Source organism: Colwellia meonggei, assembly GCF_057537295.1.
This window is the reverse complement of record NZ_BAAJLZ010000003.1, coordinates 377,393-396,065: the sequence shown is the minus strand read 5'-3', so window position 1 is coordinate 396,065 and position 18,673 is coordinate 377,393. Positions and strand designations below refer to the sequence as shown.

General features: G+C 38.5%; 15 protein-coding genes. 2 read left to right on the top strand and 13 right to left on the bottom strand.

Going from position 1 to position 18,673, the window contains the following annotated elements:
* Window positions 1-42: 42 nt before the first annotated feature.
* A complete protein-coding gene (locus AC27E9_RS10235; RefSeq protein WP_487129801.1) occupies window positions 43-1,743 on the bottom strand; it encodes a SufS family cysteine desulfurase in 1,701 nt (566 codons plus the stop codon).
* 190 nt (window positions 1,744-1,933) lie between these two features.
* On the opposite strand from AC27E9_RS10235, the gene AC27E9_RS10230 reads away from it, so the two are divergent.
* Window positions 1,934-2,173 (top strand): hypothetical protein, encoded by a 240-nt coding sequence (locus AC27E9_RS10230; protein ID WP_487129799.1) that lies wholly within the window; start codon window positions 1,934-1,936, stop codon window positions 2,171-2,173.
* Between the two features lie 85 nt (window positions 2,174-2,258).
* Here AC27E9_RS10230 and AC27E9_RS10225 read toward each other — a convergent pair whose 3' ends face one another.
* The 12 genes from AC27E9_RS10225 to rimP form a co-directional block, all read right to left on the bottom strand.
* A complete protein-coding gene (locus AC27E9_RS10225) occupies window positions 2,259-3,620 on the bottom strand; it encodes a tetratricopeptide repeat protein (RefSeq protein WP_487129797.1) in 1,362 nt (453 codons plus the stop codon).
* Between the two features lie 65 nt (window positions 3,621-3,685).
* Window positions 3,686-4,642, bottom strand: a complete 957-nt coding sequence (gene nlpI, locus AC27E9_RS10220; protein WP_487129795.1) for a lipoprotein NlpI — start codon at window positions 4,640-4,642, stop codon at window positions 3,686-3,688.
* A gap of 134 nt (window positions 4,643-4,776) precedes the next feature.
* Window positions 4,777-6,900, bottom strand: coding sequence for a polyribonucleotide nucleotidyltransferase (gene pnp / locus AC27E9_RS10215; RefSeq protein ID WP_487129793.1), 2,124 nt, complete (start codon window positions 6,898-6,900; stop codon window positions 4,777-4,779).
* A 305-nt stretch (window positions 6,901-7,205) separates the two neighbouring features.
* The gene (locus AC27E9_RS10210) at window positions 7,206-8,522 is read right to left on the bottom strand and encodes a hypothetical protein (RefSeq protein WP_487129791.1); all 1,317 of its coding nucleotides are present in this window, start codon (window positions 8,520-8,522) and stop codon (window positions 7,206-7,208) included.
* Window positions 8,519-8,797 carry a DUF2249 domain-containing protein gene (locus AC27E9_RS10205; protein ID WP_487129789.1) on the bottom strand — a complete coding sequence of 93 codons (279 nt, stop codon included), beginning with the start codon at window positions 8,795-8,797 and terminating at the stop codon, window positions 8,519-8,521. The genes AC27E9_RS10210 and AC27E9_RS10205 overlap by 4 nt, the downstream gene beginning before the upstream one ends.
* Window positions 8,798-8,806: 9 nt before the next feature.
* On the bottom strand, window positions 8,807-9,259 hold the full coding sequence (locus AC27E9_RS10200; RefSeq protein WP_487129787.1) for a hemerythrin domain-containing protein: 453 nt from the start codon (window positions 9,257-9,259) through the stop codon (window positions 8,807-8,809).
* 229 nt (window positions 9,260-9,488) lie between these two features.
* Complete coding sequence (rpsO, locus tag AC27E9_RS10195) at window positions 9,489-9,758, bottom strand: 30S ribosomal protein S15 (RefSeq protein WP_085285070.1); 270 nt, start codon at window positions 9,756-9,758, stop codon at window positions 9,489-9,491.
* A 139-nt stretch (window positions 9,759-9,897) separates the two neighbouring features.
* Window positions 9,898-10,842 carry a tRNA pseudouridine(55) synthase TruB gene (gene truB / locus AC27E9_RS10190; protein ID WP_487129785.1) on the bottom strand — a complete coding sequence of 315 codons (945 nt, stop codon included), beginning with the start codon at window positions 10,840-10,842 and terminating at the stop codon, window positions 9,898-9,900.
* 2 nt (window positions 10,843-10,844) lie between these two features.
* Window positions 10,845-11,246 (bottom strand): 30S ribosome-binding factor RbfA, encoded by a 402-nt coding sequence (gene rbfA / locus AC27E9_RS10185; protein ID WP_487129783.1) that lies wholly within the window; start codon window positions 11,244-11,246, stop codon window positions 10,845-10,847.
* Between the two features lie 171 nt (window positions 11,247-11,417).
* The gene (gene infB / locus AC27E9_RS10180; protein WP_487129781.1) at window positions 11,418-14,105 is read right to left on the bottom strand and encodes a translation initiation factor IF-2; all 2,688 of its coding nucleotides are present in this window, start codon (window positions 14,103-14,105) and stop codon (window positions 11,418-11,420) included.
* Between the two features lie 21 nt (window positions 14,106-14,126).
* Window positions 14,127-15,623, bottom strand: a complete 1,497-nt coding sequence (gene nusA, locus AC27E9_RS10175) for a transcription termination factor NusA (RefSeq protein WP_487129779.1) — start codon at window positions 15,621-15,623, stop codon at window positions 14,127-14,129.
* A 29-nt stretch (window positions 15,624-15,652) separates the two neighbouring features.
* A complete protein-coding gene (gene rimP, locus AC27E9_RS10170; protein ID WP_487129777.1) occupies window positions 15,653-16,114 on the bottom strand; it encodes a ribosome maturation factor RimP in 462 nt (153 codons plus the stop codon).
* Window positions 16,115-16,608: 494 nt separating this feature from the next.
* Between rimP and AC27E9_RS10165 the strand changes: the two genes are divergently transcribed.
* Window positions 16,609-18,495, top strand: a complete 1,887-nt coding sequence (locus AC27E9_RS10165) for an EAL domain-containing protein (RefSeq protein WP_487129775.1) — start codon at window positions 16,609-16,611, stop codon at window positions 18,493-18,495.
* The last annotated feature ends 178 nt before the right edge of the window (window positions 18,496-18,673 follow it).

Here is an 18,673-nt window from a genome sequence, read left to right as displayed (position 1 = left end):
GCAGTTAATCAGCCTTTTCAATGCGCTATAGTACCCAGTGACTTAAGCGCCAACTATTTGATAAATTTTATTAACAATCGAATTTAAACCATTTCCGCGAGATGGACTCAAGTGTTGTAATAAGCCAAGTTCGTCAAAATATGCCTGCATATCAAATGCTAAAATTTGTTCAGCACTCTTATTATTTACTGCCGCTAAAACAATGGCAATAAGTCCGCGAATTACCTTGGCATCGCTATCACCACTAAAGTAATAATTACCCGATGGCTGTCTCTGGCAATATAGCCACGCTGAGCTTTCACAACCTGAAATAAGCGATTGTTGGGTTTTCAATGACTGCTCTAACCGCGCTTGATTTTTCCCTAACATCATTATTTCACGGTGCTTACTGTCCCAGCTTTTCGCATGTTGAAACAATGACAATATATCTTCAACAGCCAATGCGTTTATGTTTTTTTCAACATTGCTTGCATTATTTTGCTCATTTGCCGTTTCATGAGTCATCGTTGGGACTTTTACAGCTATAGTCGTCTCAGTTATTTTTCTTAATGCTTCGATTACATAATCAATTTCTTCAATACTGTTATAGGCCGCCAAAGATAAACGAATGCAACCATCGATATTTAAATACTGCATTAAAGGCATTGCACAATGATGGCCAGAACGTACTGCAATGCCTAAACTATCAAGCTCAGCAGCAACGTCATGGTTATGCTGCCCGTTAAGCGTAAATGAAAATACCGGAATGTCTGGCTGCCCTTTCACAATAAATTTCAAACCTGAAATTTGCGAAAGTTGCGTAAAGCAGTACTGTGTTAAATACTGTTCATACTCCATCAACTCAACACTTTGCTGATTTTCTAAAAATCGTAAAGTGGCTCCAAATGCAACAATTCCGGCAATATTAGGTGTTCCCGCTTCAAACTTATGCGGTAAATCATTGAAGGTTGTCTGTTCGAAGCTGACAGATTTAATCATCTCGCCGCCGGCCTGATAGGGTGACATATCGTTGAGCACTTGCTGTTTCCCGTAAAGCACACCAACACCTGTTGGTCCGTACATTTTATGGGCAGAAAAGAGATAGAAGTCGCAGTCTAATGCTTGTACATCAACAGGCAAGTGCGCGATAGCTTGAGCGCCATCAATAAGTGTCAGAGCCTGATATTTTTTTGCATATTTTATGGTTTCTTCAATTGGATTAACACGCCCCAGAACATTGGAAATATGGGCGCAGCAAACAATACGAGTTTTTTCACCAATAACACCGGAAATTTTGGTAATATCTATCCGACCTTGATCATTTAATGGCAGTAGTTTTATTTTTGCCCCTGTTTGCTGAGCAACGATTTGCCACGGTACAATATTGGCGTGGTGTTCGGCATAACTTAACACTATTTCATCATTAGCTTTTAAAAAATCTCGCCCCCACGATTGTGCAACTAAGTTAATGCTTTCAGTACTGCCTTTTGTCCATATAATTTCCTTAGTACTTTTAGCATTAATAAAAGTTTTTATCTGCTCACGAGACTCTTCATAAGCCTTGGTTGCTTTTGCACTTAACGCATGGGAGGCTCGGTGAACATTGGCATTGCTAGTATTATAATAATCTTGATAACAGTCGGTAACGGATGTCGGTTTTTGAGTACTTGCGGCGTTATCTAAATAGACTAATGGTTTGCCATTAATCATTTCTCGTAATATTGGGAACTGTTTTCGAAAGTCAGCGGCAGAAAAAGCGGTCATACATTCTATCATTTCAAATTAATGCAATAAGGAAGTCATTTAATTGTCATTATTATATCTTAACTTGTCAGTTAAGTTCTCTAAATCACCTAAAAATGCTAACAGTTTTGTAAAAATAGTCATGCTAAAAGCAGCAAGAATAGCAAAACTGAGCTATAACTTAATAAGAGTAATTCAAGGAGCCAGCTGTATGTCATTATTTTCATGGTTTATTCGCCCGACAAGAGTAAAATCTCCTAAAAATAATAAAATGTCACTTGAGCAAGAATTAACAACTTTTAATAACAATACCATGTGGCCTATTGCCAAAGTAAGAAAGAATACCGTCGTTCAGCAGCAAGAATATATAAGCTCAGCAACACATTTAAAACACTACAAAGATACTACAACATTTAAAGAACATACCAGCACACCGTTTGAACAGCACTAAGCTTATTGTCGCTAACTTAATATCAAATGCTACAATGATGTTAAGTTAGCTATATTCTTTAGCTATTAAATAACTTGAGCCATAATTAATCAAATAAAGCAGTGCGTAGAACTTCCATTGCTCGCTGATATTTACCCTGCTTAGCGAGATCGCGGCTAACATTATAATGATAGCTTGGCATTAAAAACTGATTAGTTTTTAATGTTAGAATATCAATATATGCTGTTGGTAGCGCAAGCTCAAAATACTCAAGCTGCGTGCGAGCATAATAAGGTTTAAATGCCTGAACATTAGCATTTCTCTCACAAGTTTTAGCAGGAAATACACCTAATTCATTTTGAAATTCTGCAGGTGTTGTTAATTGCCAGCCAGAATTCATTTTCGTTAATATTGGTGTTGTCGGTTTAATTAATGTTCCCCAGGGAAGTTGAGACAATATAGATTCTCTGATGCTCAGCCTATCACCACGGTAATGCTTTGCGAGCGTAACTATATTATGCGAGAAAGTCTGTTGCTGGAGTTGCTGGCACTTTTGATGTCGTGCTGGTAATGGGTACTCATCAATAAAGCCGACAAAGTGCGCTAGTTCATGTGCCAGAACGTTAGCATCATCTTGTTGGTCGAGGTACATAATACCATTATCAACATTTGCCCCTCCGCGCTCAACAATAACACCTAAATAACGACTAGAGATATCTTGGCGCCCTTCCCATACACTGGCCTTACAGGAAATTTTTTCGTGTGATGAGTGCAAACAATTTAGCGCTGTTTTCGGAATATATTTAGGCGTATATAAACACATAAACCGAGAGAGTTGGTGGTGTTGGAATTGGTTGATTAACTGCTGAGCGTGGCGTAGCCCCTCTAAATTAGTCGCAAACAATTGCACGTCAATATCACATTGTTTGCTCGGAGCTATGTTGTTGGCATCAAAGACCGAGAATGACTTTAACTCTTGATAAAAACCGACTTGCTCAATATTGGCAAATTGTTCCTGATATTGAAAAATAAGATCAATATTTCCCAATTGAAGTGCCACTTTATAAAGTAAAATCAAAGCGTCATCATGATCTTTTACTGGTAATAATAACGGCACAATATCGGAATAACGCTGGTTAATATAATAGTAATTGGCTAAGGCAATATGGGCAGCAACATGCTGCTGACGAATAGCGGTTTGGTACCATAGTACTGCAGCATTCGTTTGTTTTTCTATAAGATAGTACTGCGCTAATTGATAGGCAATATCGGCACTTTCTTTTGCGTACAATTTTGCTAAATGCAACCAAGCAACGGTATTTTTTTCTGCTGACAATTGCTCCAAACGTATCGTAGCTGTAGAAAAAGGTTCAATGGCATCGAGAAACGCTAATTGCGCGGGTTGAATTGTTGCCTGCTCAATTTTATGACGACAAAACTCAGCATAAAAAAATAAGCTTAGCAGCATTGTGACTACTAAACTTATTAATAAACGAGGTTTAAAAGCTGTCATTCTACAAGAAAAAAATAGGTTTATTGTACCGGTTTATTCTGTTGTATTGATTGACGCATAAGGTCCAACTCTAATTTCGCATACCTATGTTCAACAAATTCATAAACATTCGTACTTAATGCCAATTTAAAAAAGTTAATTGCTGAATTCACATCCCCTTTCATTTGGCTATATTTACCTAAATAAAAGTAAGCTTCACATAAACGCTCAGTTAAAGCTTTATTTGAGCTAACTTTGTCAGCTAAGTGATCTATAAATGCCGCTTGTGACATTTTTCCAAGATATAAATTGATCACATTCTTTGCCCAAACGCTTTCATCAATTAACTGTGCGTAAACAGATAAATCTGCTACAGCTTTTTGTTGATCAGTTTCAATATCTGCTAAGTACTGCCATAACACACGGTAAGGGTCATTTTGTTGATACTGCCTAAATACTTTAAAATCATCTGCGGCGAGACTTGGACGACCACCATAATACAGCGCAATACCTCGGTTTAAATATGCATATTCATGATCAGGGGCTAACTCAATTGCCGAGTCAAATGCGTCATAAGCCTGATTAAACTCTTGTAGTTGTGTAAAGTGAATGCCCAAAAAGTTATAGGCATCAACCATGTCTGGTTTTAAGTTAATCGCTTGATTAAAATCAAAGCGTGCTAATGCTCGTAAGCCGACTTTGTCATATTCAACACCACGTTGATAAAACAATTCAGCTCGTTGCCCATCGCTAATTTCAGCACGTTGTAACACTTGGCTTAATCGCGCTAGTGCAATTTCACTTTTATAACTAATTGCAATTGGCTCAGCAATAATAAGTTGGCCAATCACTGATGGCGTAGCTTGATTAGTTGTGGTGCTACAACCTTGCGCTAATACCAAGCCAGAAATTAATAATACTTTGGAAAAAATAGCTTTTGAAAAAGTAACTTTTGAAAATTGTTTTCTGGAAAATAATTTATTATTAAGTAAACGCACGAAATACATAACCTTTAGTCAATTTTTTTAACTTATCGAGTATATAAAAAAGGGAGCTAATAAGCTCCCTTTTTATCAACACTAAAACGTTATAATTTGTTGCTCAATAACGTTAAGTTTGTTTTACTATTATATTACTCTGCAGCATCTGCTTCTGGAGCCGCTTCAGCTGATTTTTCAGCAGCTTCTTTCATGCTCAAACGCACACGCCCCTGACGGTCAACCTCAAGTACTTTAACAGTAACTTCCTGACCTTCTTTTAAAACATCGCTAACAGCGTTAACACGTTCTTCAGAAATTTGAGAAATATGTACTAAACCGTCTTTACCTGGTAATACGTTTACAAACGCACCAAAGTCTACGATACGTACAACTTTACCTGTGTAAATTGTACCTACTTCAATTTCTGCCGTTAATGCAGTAATACGCGCGATAGCATCTTTCGCTTGCTCGCCGTCAGTAGCTGCAATTTTAACTGTACCGTCATCTTCAATTTCAATGGTAGTGCCAGTTTCTTCAGTTAACTGACGAATTGTTGCACCACCTTTACCAATGATGTCACGGATCTTATCTTGTGAAACTTTCATAGTATGGATACGCGGAGCAAATTCAGAAATATCTTCACGGTGCCCTTCAATCGCTTCATCCATCACACTTAAAATGTGAGTACGAGCTGCTTTTGCTTGGTTTAAAGCAATTTGCATGATTTCTTGTGTGATACCTTCAATCTTAATATCCATTTGAAGTGCAGTAATACCACCAGTAGTACCAGCTACTTTAAAGTCCATATCACCTAAGTGATCTTCATCACCCAAGATATCTGAAAGAACAACAAAGTTTTCGCCTTCTTTAACTAGACCCATGGCAATACCAGCAACCGATGCTTTAATTGGTACACCAGCATCCATAAGTGCTAATGAAGTACCACATACAGAAGCCATTGAAGAAGAACCATTTGATTCAGTAATTTCAGATACAACACGAACTGCATATGGGAATTCTTCAGCTGAAGGCATAACAGCTAACATACCACGTTTCGCTAAACGGCCATGACCAATTTCACGACGCTTAGGAGAACCAACAAAACCAGTTTCACCTACACAGTATGGAGGGAAGTTGTAATGCAACATGAAGTTATCAGTTTTTTCACCCATGATAGTATCAAGGCGTTGTGCATCACGTTGTGTACCAAGCGTTGCTGTTACTAGAGCTTGAGTTTCACCACGTGTAAATACTGCAGAGCCGTGAGTACGTGGCAATACACCTGTCATCACGTCTAATGCACGAATCATTTCAGGATCACGACCATCAATACGTGGAGAGCCTTGAGTGATTCGACCACGAACAACTGTTTTTTCTAAGTCGTGGAATAAGTCTTTTGCTTCTTGCACGTTAAGTTCTGCATCAGCTTCAAGTAATTGCTCAATAACTGCATTGCGGATTTCAGCAACTTTTTCATAACGTGCTGCTTTTTCAGTAATTTGGTATGCTTCGTTAACTTGTGCTTCAGAAAGCTCAGCAATTTTAGCAATTAACTCAGCGTTCTTAACAGGTGCTTCCCATTCCCATTTAGGGTTATTTACTTCAGCAGCCATTTCGTTAATTGCTTTGATAGCCGTTTGCATTTGCTCGTGACCATAGACAACAGCACCTAACATCACTTCCTCAGAAAGTACGTCAGCTTCTGACTCAACCATTAATACGGCAGAATCAGTACCAGATACAACTAAATCAAGTTGTGAAGTAGCTAATTCAGATTGTAATGGGTTAAGAATATATTTACCGTCAGTGTAACCAACGCGCGCTGCACCAACAGGGCCACTAAATGGCATACCTGAAATAGCTAACGCTGCAGAAGTACCTAATAAAGAAATAATATCAGGGGCTATTTCAGGGTTAGCTGAAACAACAGTGATAATAACTTGAACTTCGTTAGTAAACCCTTCAGGGAATAATGGACGAATTGGACGGTCAATTAAACGTGCGATTAATGTTTCTTCTTCTGAAGGACGACCTTCACGCTTAAAGAAACCACCTGGAATTTTACCTGCAGCGTAAGTACGCTCTTGGTAGTTAACCGTTAATGGAAAGAAGTCTTGACCTTCTTTCGCTTCTTTTTTACCAACAACAGAAACAAGTACTGAAGTATCGTCCATGCTTGCCATTACAGCACATGACGCTTGACGTGCAATAACACCCGTTTCAAGTGTTACTGTGTGTTGACCAAACTCAAAGGTTTTAGTAACTGGTTTGAACATATAATAAGTTCCTTAAATATTTTAGATTTAATCAATCTGTACAATTATTTATTCACTTAGTTACATGCTTAAATATTTATCTAAATATTAAGGCGTTAACATGAGTAACGCACTAAGTAGAACAAAAAATTATACAGTTTGATTGATTAGTTTTTTGCAATTATAAATTTTGCACGCACATTATACTTAACGAATAGGTTTTTACTAGCGTCAAAGCATAATTGTTAAACGTTAGCATTAAAATAGAACAAACATTTAGGTAAACTCAAGACAGCAATATACTCAGTAGGAATAATTAACCTTACTTATACGGCACTATTTGCTTCTATTTTATTTAAGCATTGCTTATACAAATACAAACTACGCAACATTAATGCTAATAAGCCGGTAAACTCAATTAACATTGCCATTCCAAATAGCCAGTAAAAAGCACTATCAGCTAAGGTTATACCAAGAGCAATACACGACAATAGATGCACATAAAATAGCCAGCGACCATGTTTTTTCAACAATAGTTCATGCATATGAGGTAAATGCGCCATCGCCGAAAAATTAGTCATACATAAATTTTGTAAATGGGTATAAGGTAAAAATGAGGTAATTTTTAGCAACATGGCTTCTATAATGCTAACCAGATAAAAGTGGACGAAAACAGCACCAAATAACAGCGATTTCTTACCCGAAAATACCGAATCAAAAACAGTGTCAGGCAGAAAATATAAACAAACTAAAAGAAAAAAACTACTTGCCGCAAATTGCCAAAATTGCACGCTAGTATCTGTAACTTTACGTTTTCTTTGCCTAAAAAGTTTAAGTATCACTAAATTATAAAATGTGAGCAGAGCAAGTACCATCCCTACGAGTATACTGCCAACAACGCTATTTGGCGTAATAACAAATAATAGCAATAGCAGTACTATGTCAACTGCAGGTAACCACCTTGCCAATAACTTAGGAAAGTTTGGCGTAACATGAAACATCGGGATAACTTGTAAACTAACGGCAAAAATCAATAAACCACCCCAACCAAAGCCGCCAAATAAAGCATGAATGTCAGTATAGTTTTTGTCGGCAAGAAAGTTTAGCATTGAAAAGCCATTGCCGCTGTTTTGAATAAGAATTAGCAACCCTAAAACCACAACAAGTAGCAAAGATAAAAGTGCTATCCTTATGCCAACAATAGTGTCTCCTTGGCTAAGTTTTTTAATTAAAACGCGAGCAACTGAATAAATATAATACGAGAACCCTAGTCCCAATGTTGATATAGCAATCATCAACAATAAGGTTGTTGGCATAATAAAATTTAGCACTAATGCCAAGGTACCTAAGGTATGTAAACCATGCGAAACATTAGCAACCCTGTTTGCGTTCGCGATACCAACGCCACCGATAACTGGTAAGAATTGATATAGTGCCCCCATCATTACCATAGACATAAAGCCTAAGGTAAATAGATGAGTAATAGCTAACATTCCTGGCTGCCAGCGACTTGTCCAAACCTCTTCGCCGAGAAATAAAATCAGTAATGACGTGGCAATCAGCATTAACGCCGCGGTTATAAAGTAACGAAACGGTATACTTATCGCTGGTAAGGCACTAAAAGACAGGCTTGTAACATTCATCTTTGGACTGACGTTGATGTGCGCTGGACAATAAAATCAGTAAATTGTTGGCTATTGCGCTGGTGGGCAATATGGATCACCACCTGATCGTCTGCTATTTTTTCACTGTAATATACCCAACCACTAGCTATAAGGCGTTCATACAAAGGAAATGGTTCGCGTCGATGCAAAACCTTTAGCATACCGTTATCAGGCAGCGTGGATAACGTTAATAAAATAACTTGCATTGGCTCAGGTGGCGCCAGCGCGCTAACATCTACTTCGGTCGTTTTCATTTATACTGACTAGCTATTTTCAGCTGTTTTACAGTGTTCAACAACATGGTTTAACAGCGCATCAGGCTCAGGAACACGCTGTTGTGTCATAGGGTAAAGCATCATCTCTTCTTTCATATTATGCTGTTGCATTAATACCATTAGTGTTTCCGATGCGCCAATATAACTATCTTTGTCTTCATTCGTTAATGACTGTGCTAGTTCTGCAACTAAAGCGCGCATTTGTTGGTGTTCACCACGCATTACTTGCGTAGGGCCCTGAGTAATACCAGTTGCCTGCTCAAACTCAGGAAATAAAATATTCTCCTCAGCTTCTAAATGTAATGTAAGTTCTTGCGAAAATTGACTAAAGGTTTGCGCGGCAAGTGACCAATTATTATCAGCCACTGCATTTTCTGCTGCGATAAAAAATTCATCACATTCGCGATGTTTAGTCGTCATAAATTCTGGGATAGATGTCATAAGAAATTCCTCATCAATAGATAATGAGATTTTAGCGCAAGCGCGTTAATTTTCTTTGACTTAGCATAATAATAACGCCAACTCCGCTCAAGATTATTTATCTCTAGAACTAAATTAAATAAAAGACAGGGCTTTATTGACCAGCGATTAACGTTTTTACAGGCATAAAAAAAGGAGCTATAAAGCTCCTTTGATAATTCTTTGCTTACTTTGGTAAGTAAAGTGTGTCTTAGCGACGTAAACCTAATTTACCGATTAAAGCAGTGTAACGTTCAACGTTTTTGCCTTTTAAGTAATCAAGTAATTTACGACGTTGGCTTACCATGCGTAATAAACCACGACGAGAGTGGTGATCATGGATGTGCTCTTTGAAGTGACCTTGTAAGTGGTTGATTTGTGTAGATAACAAAGCAACTTGTACTTCTGGAGAACCAGTGTCACCTTCAGATTGTGCGTATTCAGCAACGATTGCTGCTTTTTCTGCTGCATTTAAAGACATAATATTTACCTTTATTTTAGTGTTTTAAAAATCGCGTCGAGCCGAACACTAAATCAGCAAGACGTTCTAAAGAGCGCGTATTCTAGCAACAACGACCATAATTGCAAGCCATTCATTAACAATGCCTGCCTTGTAGGCACTAGGCAACAACCGTAATGCGTTTAGGTGCAACTAAACCGTCATCATCTATTTGGCCGACGCCAATAAACTCACCAGTTTCAACATCATCACCAATAAATACTTGTACTAAGCCTTCACTTGGCGCATTAGTACATTGCACAGGGTTACCATGACGTAAAAAATTCGCTGACATATCATCAACAAATACCGCTGGAATTCCGTCACATGCCGTTGTCATCGGTAGCAGTAATGGGTCTAAATAAACCGCTGGTGCAACCTCTTCCGCTTGCGCTTGTTCAAGTAAAGCTTCTAGTTGAGTCATGGTTACCATGCGGTCCGTTGGGTAATTCCCTACGGCGCTGCGATGTAGATGCGCAACATGAGCACCACACCCTAACAATTCGCCTAAATCATCAATAATGGTGCGAATATAGGTACCTTTAGAGACATGAATATCTAAATCTACTTCATCACCTTCAAAGCGCAATAACTCTAAATTATAGACAGTAATGTCACGAGACTCACGAGGAACTTCAATACCTTCACGCGCATATTTATATAGCGGTTGCCCTTGATGTTTTAGGGCAGAATACATTGATGGTACTTGCTTTGTGGTACCACGAAAACTGTCTAATGCGTTTGCCAATTGCTCGGCAGAAACATCAACAGGTTTCTCACAAACGACTTCACCGTCAATGTCACTGGTGGTGGTACGTACGCCAAGTTTGGCAGTTACCTGATACGTTTTATCGGTATCTAGTAAGAACTGTGAAAACTTAGTCCCCTCACCTAAACATATTGGCAGCATACCTGTTGCTAATGGGTCTAACGCACCGGTATGCCCCGCTTTTTGCGCAAAATAAATTCGCTTAACTTTTTGTAAAGCGCTATTTGATGACATGTCATAAGGCTTGTCTAACAACAAAACACCATTTATAGCACGGCCTTTTCTTTTCTTTGCCATTATTACTCGCTCTCAGAAGCTTCTTCGTTGTCACCTTGATGATTTTTAACATCTTCAGCAACAGCTTTATCAACCAAGTTCCCCATACGTACACCTTCAACCATTGATTTGTCATAAACAAACCTTAGTTCAGGCATAATACGGGCTTTAATACGTTTAGCTAATAAAGTACGAATGTAGCTCGCCGCTTCATTTAGCACTTCTAATGAATGATCAATATTTTGACCTTCTAAGGTAAAAAATGTTACGAACACTTTCGCGTACGCTAAATCACGAGTAATTTCTACTGCATTAACCGTAACCATACCTAAACGTGGGTCTTTAACTTCGCGCTGAATGATCATCGCGATTTCTTTTTGAATTTCTTGTGCTACTCGATCGGTTCGAGCAAATTCTCTAGCCATCTTAAACTCCTAACAAAAACGGAGGCTAAGCCTCCATTTCTAAATATTTTCTAATTTCTGTCGCTTTAAATTGAAGCTAGTGACTTTTAGAACAAAGAGGAAGCACGCAGTTGACGCATGTCAATGAGTACTTCCAATGCCGTTATCAAAGTTTCTAGCAAAAATATAAAGTTACAGTGAGCGTTTAACTTCTACCGTCTCAAACACTTCAATTTGGTCACCAACGCGTACATCGTTGTAGTTCTTAACACCGATACCACACTCAGTACCGTTACGAACTTCTTGTACGTCATCTTTAAAGCGACGTAAAGATTCTAGTTCACCTTCGTAAATTACAACGTTTTCACGTAGTACACGAATTGGAGCTGAACGCTTAATGATACCTTCTGTAACCATACAACCAGCAATCGCACCAATTTTCGGCGACTTAAATACGTCACGAACTTGTGCCAAACCAATAATTTCTTGTTTGAATTCTGGCGCAAGCATACCGCTCATTGCTTGTTTCACTTCGTCAATTAAGGCGTAGATAACGCTGTAGTAACGTAAATCAATTTTCTCTGATTCAATTACTTTACGTGCAGCGGCATCAGCACGAACGTTGAAACCAACAACAATCGCATTTGACGCAGCAGCAAGTGTTGCATCAGTTTCTGTAATACCACCAACACCTGAGCCAATAATCTTAACTTTAACTTCATCAGTTGAAAGTTTAACAAGTGAGTCTGAAATTGCTTCTAGTGAACCTTGAACATCTGACTTAAGTACAACATTTACTTCAGAAATATCACCTTCAGCCATGTTAGAGAACATGTTTTCAAGTTTTGATTTTTGCTGACGAGCAAGTTTCACATCACGGAATTTACCTTGACGATATAAAGCAACTTCACGTGCTTTCTTCTCATCTTTAACAACCGTTGCTTCATCACCTGACTGTGGTACGCCACTTAGGCCTAGAATTTCAACTGGAATTGAAGGGCCTGCTGACTTAATTGCACGACCATTTTCATCACGCATCGCACGAACACGGCCGTATTCTAAACCACAAAGAACGATATCACCTTGGTTTAAAGTACCTTCTTGAACTAGTACCGTTGCCACAGGGCCACGACCTTTATCCAATTTAGACTCAACCACAACACCGTTAGCCATTTTATCAACAACAGCTGTTAGTTCTAAAACTTCCGATTGTAATAAAATTGAGTCAAGTAGTTCGTCAATACCTAAGCCAGTTTTAGCTGAAACGTGACAGAATTGAACATCACCACCCCAATCTTCTGGGATGACGTCATGTTGAGACAACTCAGTTTTAACACGATCTGGGTCAGCCGTTTCTTTATCCATCTTGTTAACAGCAATAATAATTGGCGCTTCTGATGCTTTCGCATGTTGAATCGCTTCAATTGTTTGTGGCATAACACCATCATCTGCTGCAACAACGATAATAACGATATCGGTTGCTTTCGCACCACGTGAACGCATGGCAGTGAACGCCGCGTGACCTGGAGTATCAAGGAAAGTGATCATGCCATGACCCGTTTCAACATGATAAGCACCAATATGCTGGGTAATACCACCAGCTTCACCATCGGCTACTTTTGCTTCGCGAATGTGGTCAAGTAAAGATGTTTTACCATGGTCAACATGACCCATAATAGTCACTACTGGCGCACGAGTAATTGCGTCACCTGCATCACCACGGTCAGAAAGTACTGCTTCTTCTAAAGCATTTTCTTTTACTAACACCACTTCACGACCCATTTCTTCAGCAACTAATGCAGCTGTTTCTTGGTCAATAACTTGGTTGATAGTCGCCATTGCGCCCATCTTAAACATTACTTTAACAACTTCAGCACCTTTAACTGACATTTTATTTGCCAATTCAGCAACAGAAATTGTTTCACCAATGCGAACTTCTGACATTTTAGCTTCAACAGGCTTTTGGAAACCATGTTTTAAGCTTTGTGGTGCCGATAAACTTAATTTACCTTTACCTTTGCCGTTTCTGCCACCTCGGTTTCTATCTTGACCCGCAGGTTTCTTCTTACGACGACGGCGTCCACCTTCATCAGCAGAATCGCTTTTATCTTCAGCTTCTTGTGCATACTTAGAAGAAGTTAAGTGAACAACTTCTTTTTCTTTTGCTTTACGTTCAGCTTCTTGTTCTTTCCAACGTGCTTCATTTTCTTCAGCTAGTTTACGCGCTTTTTCAGCTGATAAACGTGCTTCTTCTTCAGCTTTAGCAGCTAATTCAGCTTCTTGTTGTAAACGTAATTTCTTAGCTTCTTCTGTTTCAGCAGGAGCTGGCGCAGGTTTAGTTGCTGACTCTTCAATGCTTTTCGCTTTAGCAACTGCTGCTTGCTTGGCTTTTGCTTCAGCTTCCGCTTTTGCTTTAGCAGCGGCTTCAGCTTCTGCTTCTGCTTTAGCAGCGGCTGCAGCTCGAGCATTCTCAGCTTCTTTCGCATCGGCTTCAGCTTTCGCTTTTGCATCTGCTTCAGCTTGAATGCGCGCTTCTTCAGCTGCTTTTGCTTCAGCTTCTGCTTGTTGTTGCTCTTCTAAATCACTTCGTTTTACATAAGTACGTTTTTTACGAACTTCAACTTGCACTGATTTTGCTTTACTACCATGACCTAGCACTAAGGTTGATTTTTTCTTACGGCTAAGCGTCATTTTGCTTGGGCTAGCTGTTGAATCATCACCGTGTTGCTTTTTCAAATGTTCAAGCAGGGTTTCTTTCTCTTCTTGCGAAACAGAATCAGTTGCCGATTTTTTCACGCCTGAATCAGCCAATTGGCTCACTAAGCGATCCACCGGTGTACCGATTTCTTTGGCAAGTTCTTCTACCGTTACGTTTGCCATCTATATAATTCTCCCGGTGAGTTATTCTTCGTTAAACCAACAAATATTACGTGCAGCCATAATTAGCTCGCCCGCTTTGGTTTCATCTAATTCTTCAATGTCTGATATTTCATCAACGCCTTGCTCGGCAAGATCTTCTAATGTTGTAATACCACGACTCGCTAATACAAATGCTAAGTGACGCTCTAAGCCTTCAAGGGCTAATAAGTCTTCTGCTGGCTCAGCACCTTCAAGTGTTTCTTCGCTTGCTAGTGCTTGCGTTGTAATTGCCGCTTTTGCACGATCACGTAACTCTTCAACAATCTCTTCGTCCATGCCATCAATATCAAGCATTTCCGCAACAGGTACGTAAGCGATTTCTTCTAATGAAGTAAAACCTTCTTCAACTAGCATTAATGCAAAATCTTCATCGAGATCTAATTTCTCGGTAAATAATGTTAATACTTTATCGTTTTCAGCTTGGTGCTTTTCATTCATGTCAGCAACAGTCATTACGTTAAGTTCCCAGCCTGTTAACTGGCTAGCTAAACGTACGTTTTGACCACTGCGGCCAATAGCCATAGCTAAGTTGCCTTCTTCAACAGCAATATCCATGGTGTTTTTATCTTCATCAACGATGATAGAAGCAACTTCAGCTGGCGCCATTGCGTTAATAACATATTGTGCTGGATTGTCATCGTATAAAACGATATCAACACGTTCGCCACCAAGTTCACCTGAAACTGCTTGTACACGTGAACCACGCATACCAACACAAGCACCAACTGGGTCAATGCGTTTGTCGTTACTTTTTACCGAAATTTTCGCACGAGAGCCAGGATCACGAGCAGCTCCTTTGATCTCAAGCATCTCTTCGCCAATTTCTGGCACTTCAACACGGAATAATTCAATTAACATGTCAGGCTTAGTACGACTAACAAATAACTGTGCACCACGTGCTTCAGGTTTAATTTCATAAAGTAAACCACGAATACGATCGCCCGGACGGAAGCTTTCACGCGGTAACATATCATCACGGTAAACAATTGCTTCAGCATTGTTACCTAAGTCTAAAATGACGCTATCACGACTAGCTTTCTTAACCACACCAGTAATAATTTCGCCGACTTGCTCTTGGTATGCATCAACAATTAAACCACGTTCAGCTTCACGAATTTTTTGAACAATAACTTGCTTCGCTGTTTGTGTTGTTACGCGGTCAAATTTAACTGACTCAATTTGCTCTTCAACAAAATCACCAACGTTTAATTCAGGATCATCATATTGTGCAGCTGCTAAACTAATTTCAGCATATGGATTTTCCATTGGTGTTTCGTTTTCATCAACGATTAACCAACGACGGAAAGTATCAAATTCACCACTTGCACGGTCAATACATACACGAACTAAAATTTCGCCTTCGTATTTCTTTTTTGTCGCTGTTTCTAAAGCGGTTTCCATTGCTTCAAAAATGCTCTCTCGCGGTAATGCCTTTTCATTAGAAACAGCATCTACGACCAGTAATATTTCCTTACTCATGCTAGTTAGCCTTTCTCATTATTTTAAATTTATTTACTATGGTTATAAACAAGGTGTGCCTTGTCTATGTTACTGATAACGAGCTCATACTCTTCGTTATCTACCACTACAATTAAGCTGTCGTTTTCAATAGCAACTAACTTGCCTTTAAATTTACGACGGCCATTCAATGGCATTGAAATTTTTACTTCTATTGTTTCATCAATAACAGCTGCAAAATGCGCTTTATCAAAAAGAGGACGATCAAGTCCTGGCGATGAAACTTCTAAGTTGTATTCACTACTAATTGGGTCTTCTACATCGAGAATAGCCCCTACTTGATGACTTACTTCTGCACAGTCATCAACATCTATGCCATTTTCATGGTCGATAAATATTCTTAATACTGAATGATTACCTGCGCTGATAAATTCAACGCCAAGTAATTCCTTACCCGTTTCTTCAACGGCAGGACGTAACATATCAGTTAATTTGTGTTCAAATTTAGCCAATCAATTTTCTCCAAATTGGAAGAGTTCAGAAACAAAAAAAGGGCATAAAGCCCAGCGATATACTTGCTGATATTGCACCTTTTTAATGTTCTTAAGATACAAAAAAGCCCCATTACGCGGGGCTTATTTCACTGAACCCACGATGTAAGCCAAGAAAACTTGGCTTTTTACAACAATATTTTAGATATTTACGCCTAATTGGTTAAATTATCTACTCAGTGAAATATTGCTATATTCAAGCGTGGCAAATTATATAGCGTTGTTGTAGCCATAGCAAGTTAATTTTCCTTGCCATTTAGATAAAACAACAGCGCTAATCGTTGAATTATTTAAAAAGTAAAATATAAATTTACATAACATTACTATAATAATTATTGCGGCATAATCAGATAGTTAGTAAATTAGTGCGAATGATAAAAAAATATTACATATTTTAACTCAACAACCATTAAGTAGTTCAACTTTTACGCCATGCTTCGGCACTTTGGAATGTTATGTATACGTATACACAGTTACTGTTAAGAAATTTTCTTTTTGCCTTAGGTTTTAGCGCCGTGGTTGGTATTGCAAGTGCAGTTTTATTAGCAATGCAGACCAGTGAAAACCAGCACCAATACCAACAAGTTTTACATGCCTTTGATAGCGAAAATGATGTCATAAACAATAGTGATTTAGCGCAACTTATTTCAACAGCAAATACCTATCACTTTATCAATATCGGTAATAATGATGGGGCTATTCTCGTTAATCAACAAAAAAACAGTGCACCATTGGCTGATTTTATTTTATCCCCTATTAGCCAAGTAAAATTAAACAAAAGTGGCTTAAATGTTCGATATCAATTATCTGTCACCAATAATTTTTCTTTGCTACTCAATATTGTTTTAGCAGTATTTGTTTTATCAATTCTATTTATCGTTATTGCGGCCTCATTTAGCATTAAACGCTATAGACGTTTGGCGGGGAAGATTAACCAACAAATTAAAGGTGATCTCGCCAATATTATTACGGGCAATGAGGCTGTCGATAAAAATCAAGATGATGAAATTGACTTACCTGAAATTCAACAACACTTAACTGAGATAAAAAACTTAATTGCCGATAAAATTTCTGCAACCACCCTATTAGAGCAAGATGCTTATATTGAACCGGTAACAAAATTAGAAAACCGCAATCGCTTTATTCAGTTTTTTGAAAATGCCGACAGTCGCTCTGATTTTGGTGTACTTTCAATTACCCGTTGCTCTGAATTGCAAACCATTAACCAAATTCACGGCTATCACGAAGGCGATACCTATATTCGTGATGTTGCCGAAATAATGAAACATGCCATTAGCCGCTATAAAGGTGCACAAGTTTTCCGACTAAACAGCTCAGACTTTGCAACCCTTATTCCAAATGTCACTTTAAAAAGCGCTGAAAACTTTGCTAACGACTTAACAGGCAAGTTTAACGAATATCAACAAGCATCTGATCTAGACTCTGTCGGCTATACTGGCTTAGTGTATTTTGATGATGATAAGCCTTTAGGTGAACTACTTGCTCTTGCCGATACCGGTATTAGTGTTGCGCAAACACAGCAAGTTAACGCATGGTTTGCTCAAACTGATAATAGTATTTTAGAAAATAGTAGTGCAAGTTACGGCAATCAAAACTGGCGACAAGAAATTGATAGCGTTATTGAAAATCAACGTATTAACTTATTAGTTCAGCCCATTAAACCAAGTAGCCCAAATAATCGTGTATACGGTGAAGTACTAGCTCGTTTTTTAAATAGCAGTGATGATATTTTACCAACAGCGTCTTTTTTCGCTATGGCTGAGAAACTAGATAAAATTGTTGCCGTTGACCGCATGATTATCGAAGCGGCCATTAAAGAAATTACCGATAAGAACATGCAAGACCACTTTTTTGGTATTAACGTTAGTGCGCGTTCAATTAACGATGGCCATTTTTTAATTTGGTTAGAGCGTCGTCTTTTACGTGATTCTGCAATTGCATCAAAATTAGTATTTGAAATCACTGAATATGGCCTACAGCAAAATATCAAAACCAGTAAAAACTTTATTGATATGATACATCGCGTTGGCGCTCGCATAACAGTAGAACGTTTTGGTGTTGGTTTAACCTCATTTAAATTTTTTAGAGACTTAAAACCAGACTTTATCAAAATGGACAGCACTTACACCCGTGATATTGACGAAGATAAGAACAATCAATATTTTCTGCGCTTAATGGTCGATTTAGCCCACAGATTGAGCATTAGTGTTTTAGCGGAAAGTGTTGAAAGCCAAGAGGAGAAGTTTATGTTGGAAAAACTCTTTATTGATGGCTGCCAAGGTTTTTATATCGGCAAACCTAAAAATCTATCTGCGCTTTAATTTGTCTTTATTAAATCGGCCAAACACAACGTTTTGGCCGAAAATGCTCACTACACAACCTCAACACTTCTGCTTCAACTCAAGTAAACATTCATTTTATGTACATTTTTCAATCTCGAATAATTCTAGCGCAATAAAAATGTAATAACCTTACGCTTCATATGTTGTTTATTCATTG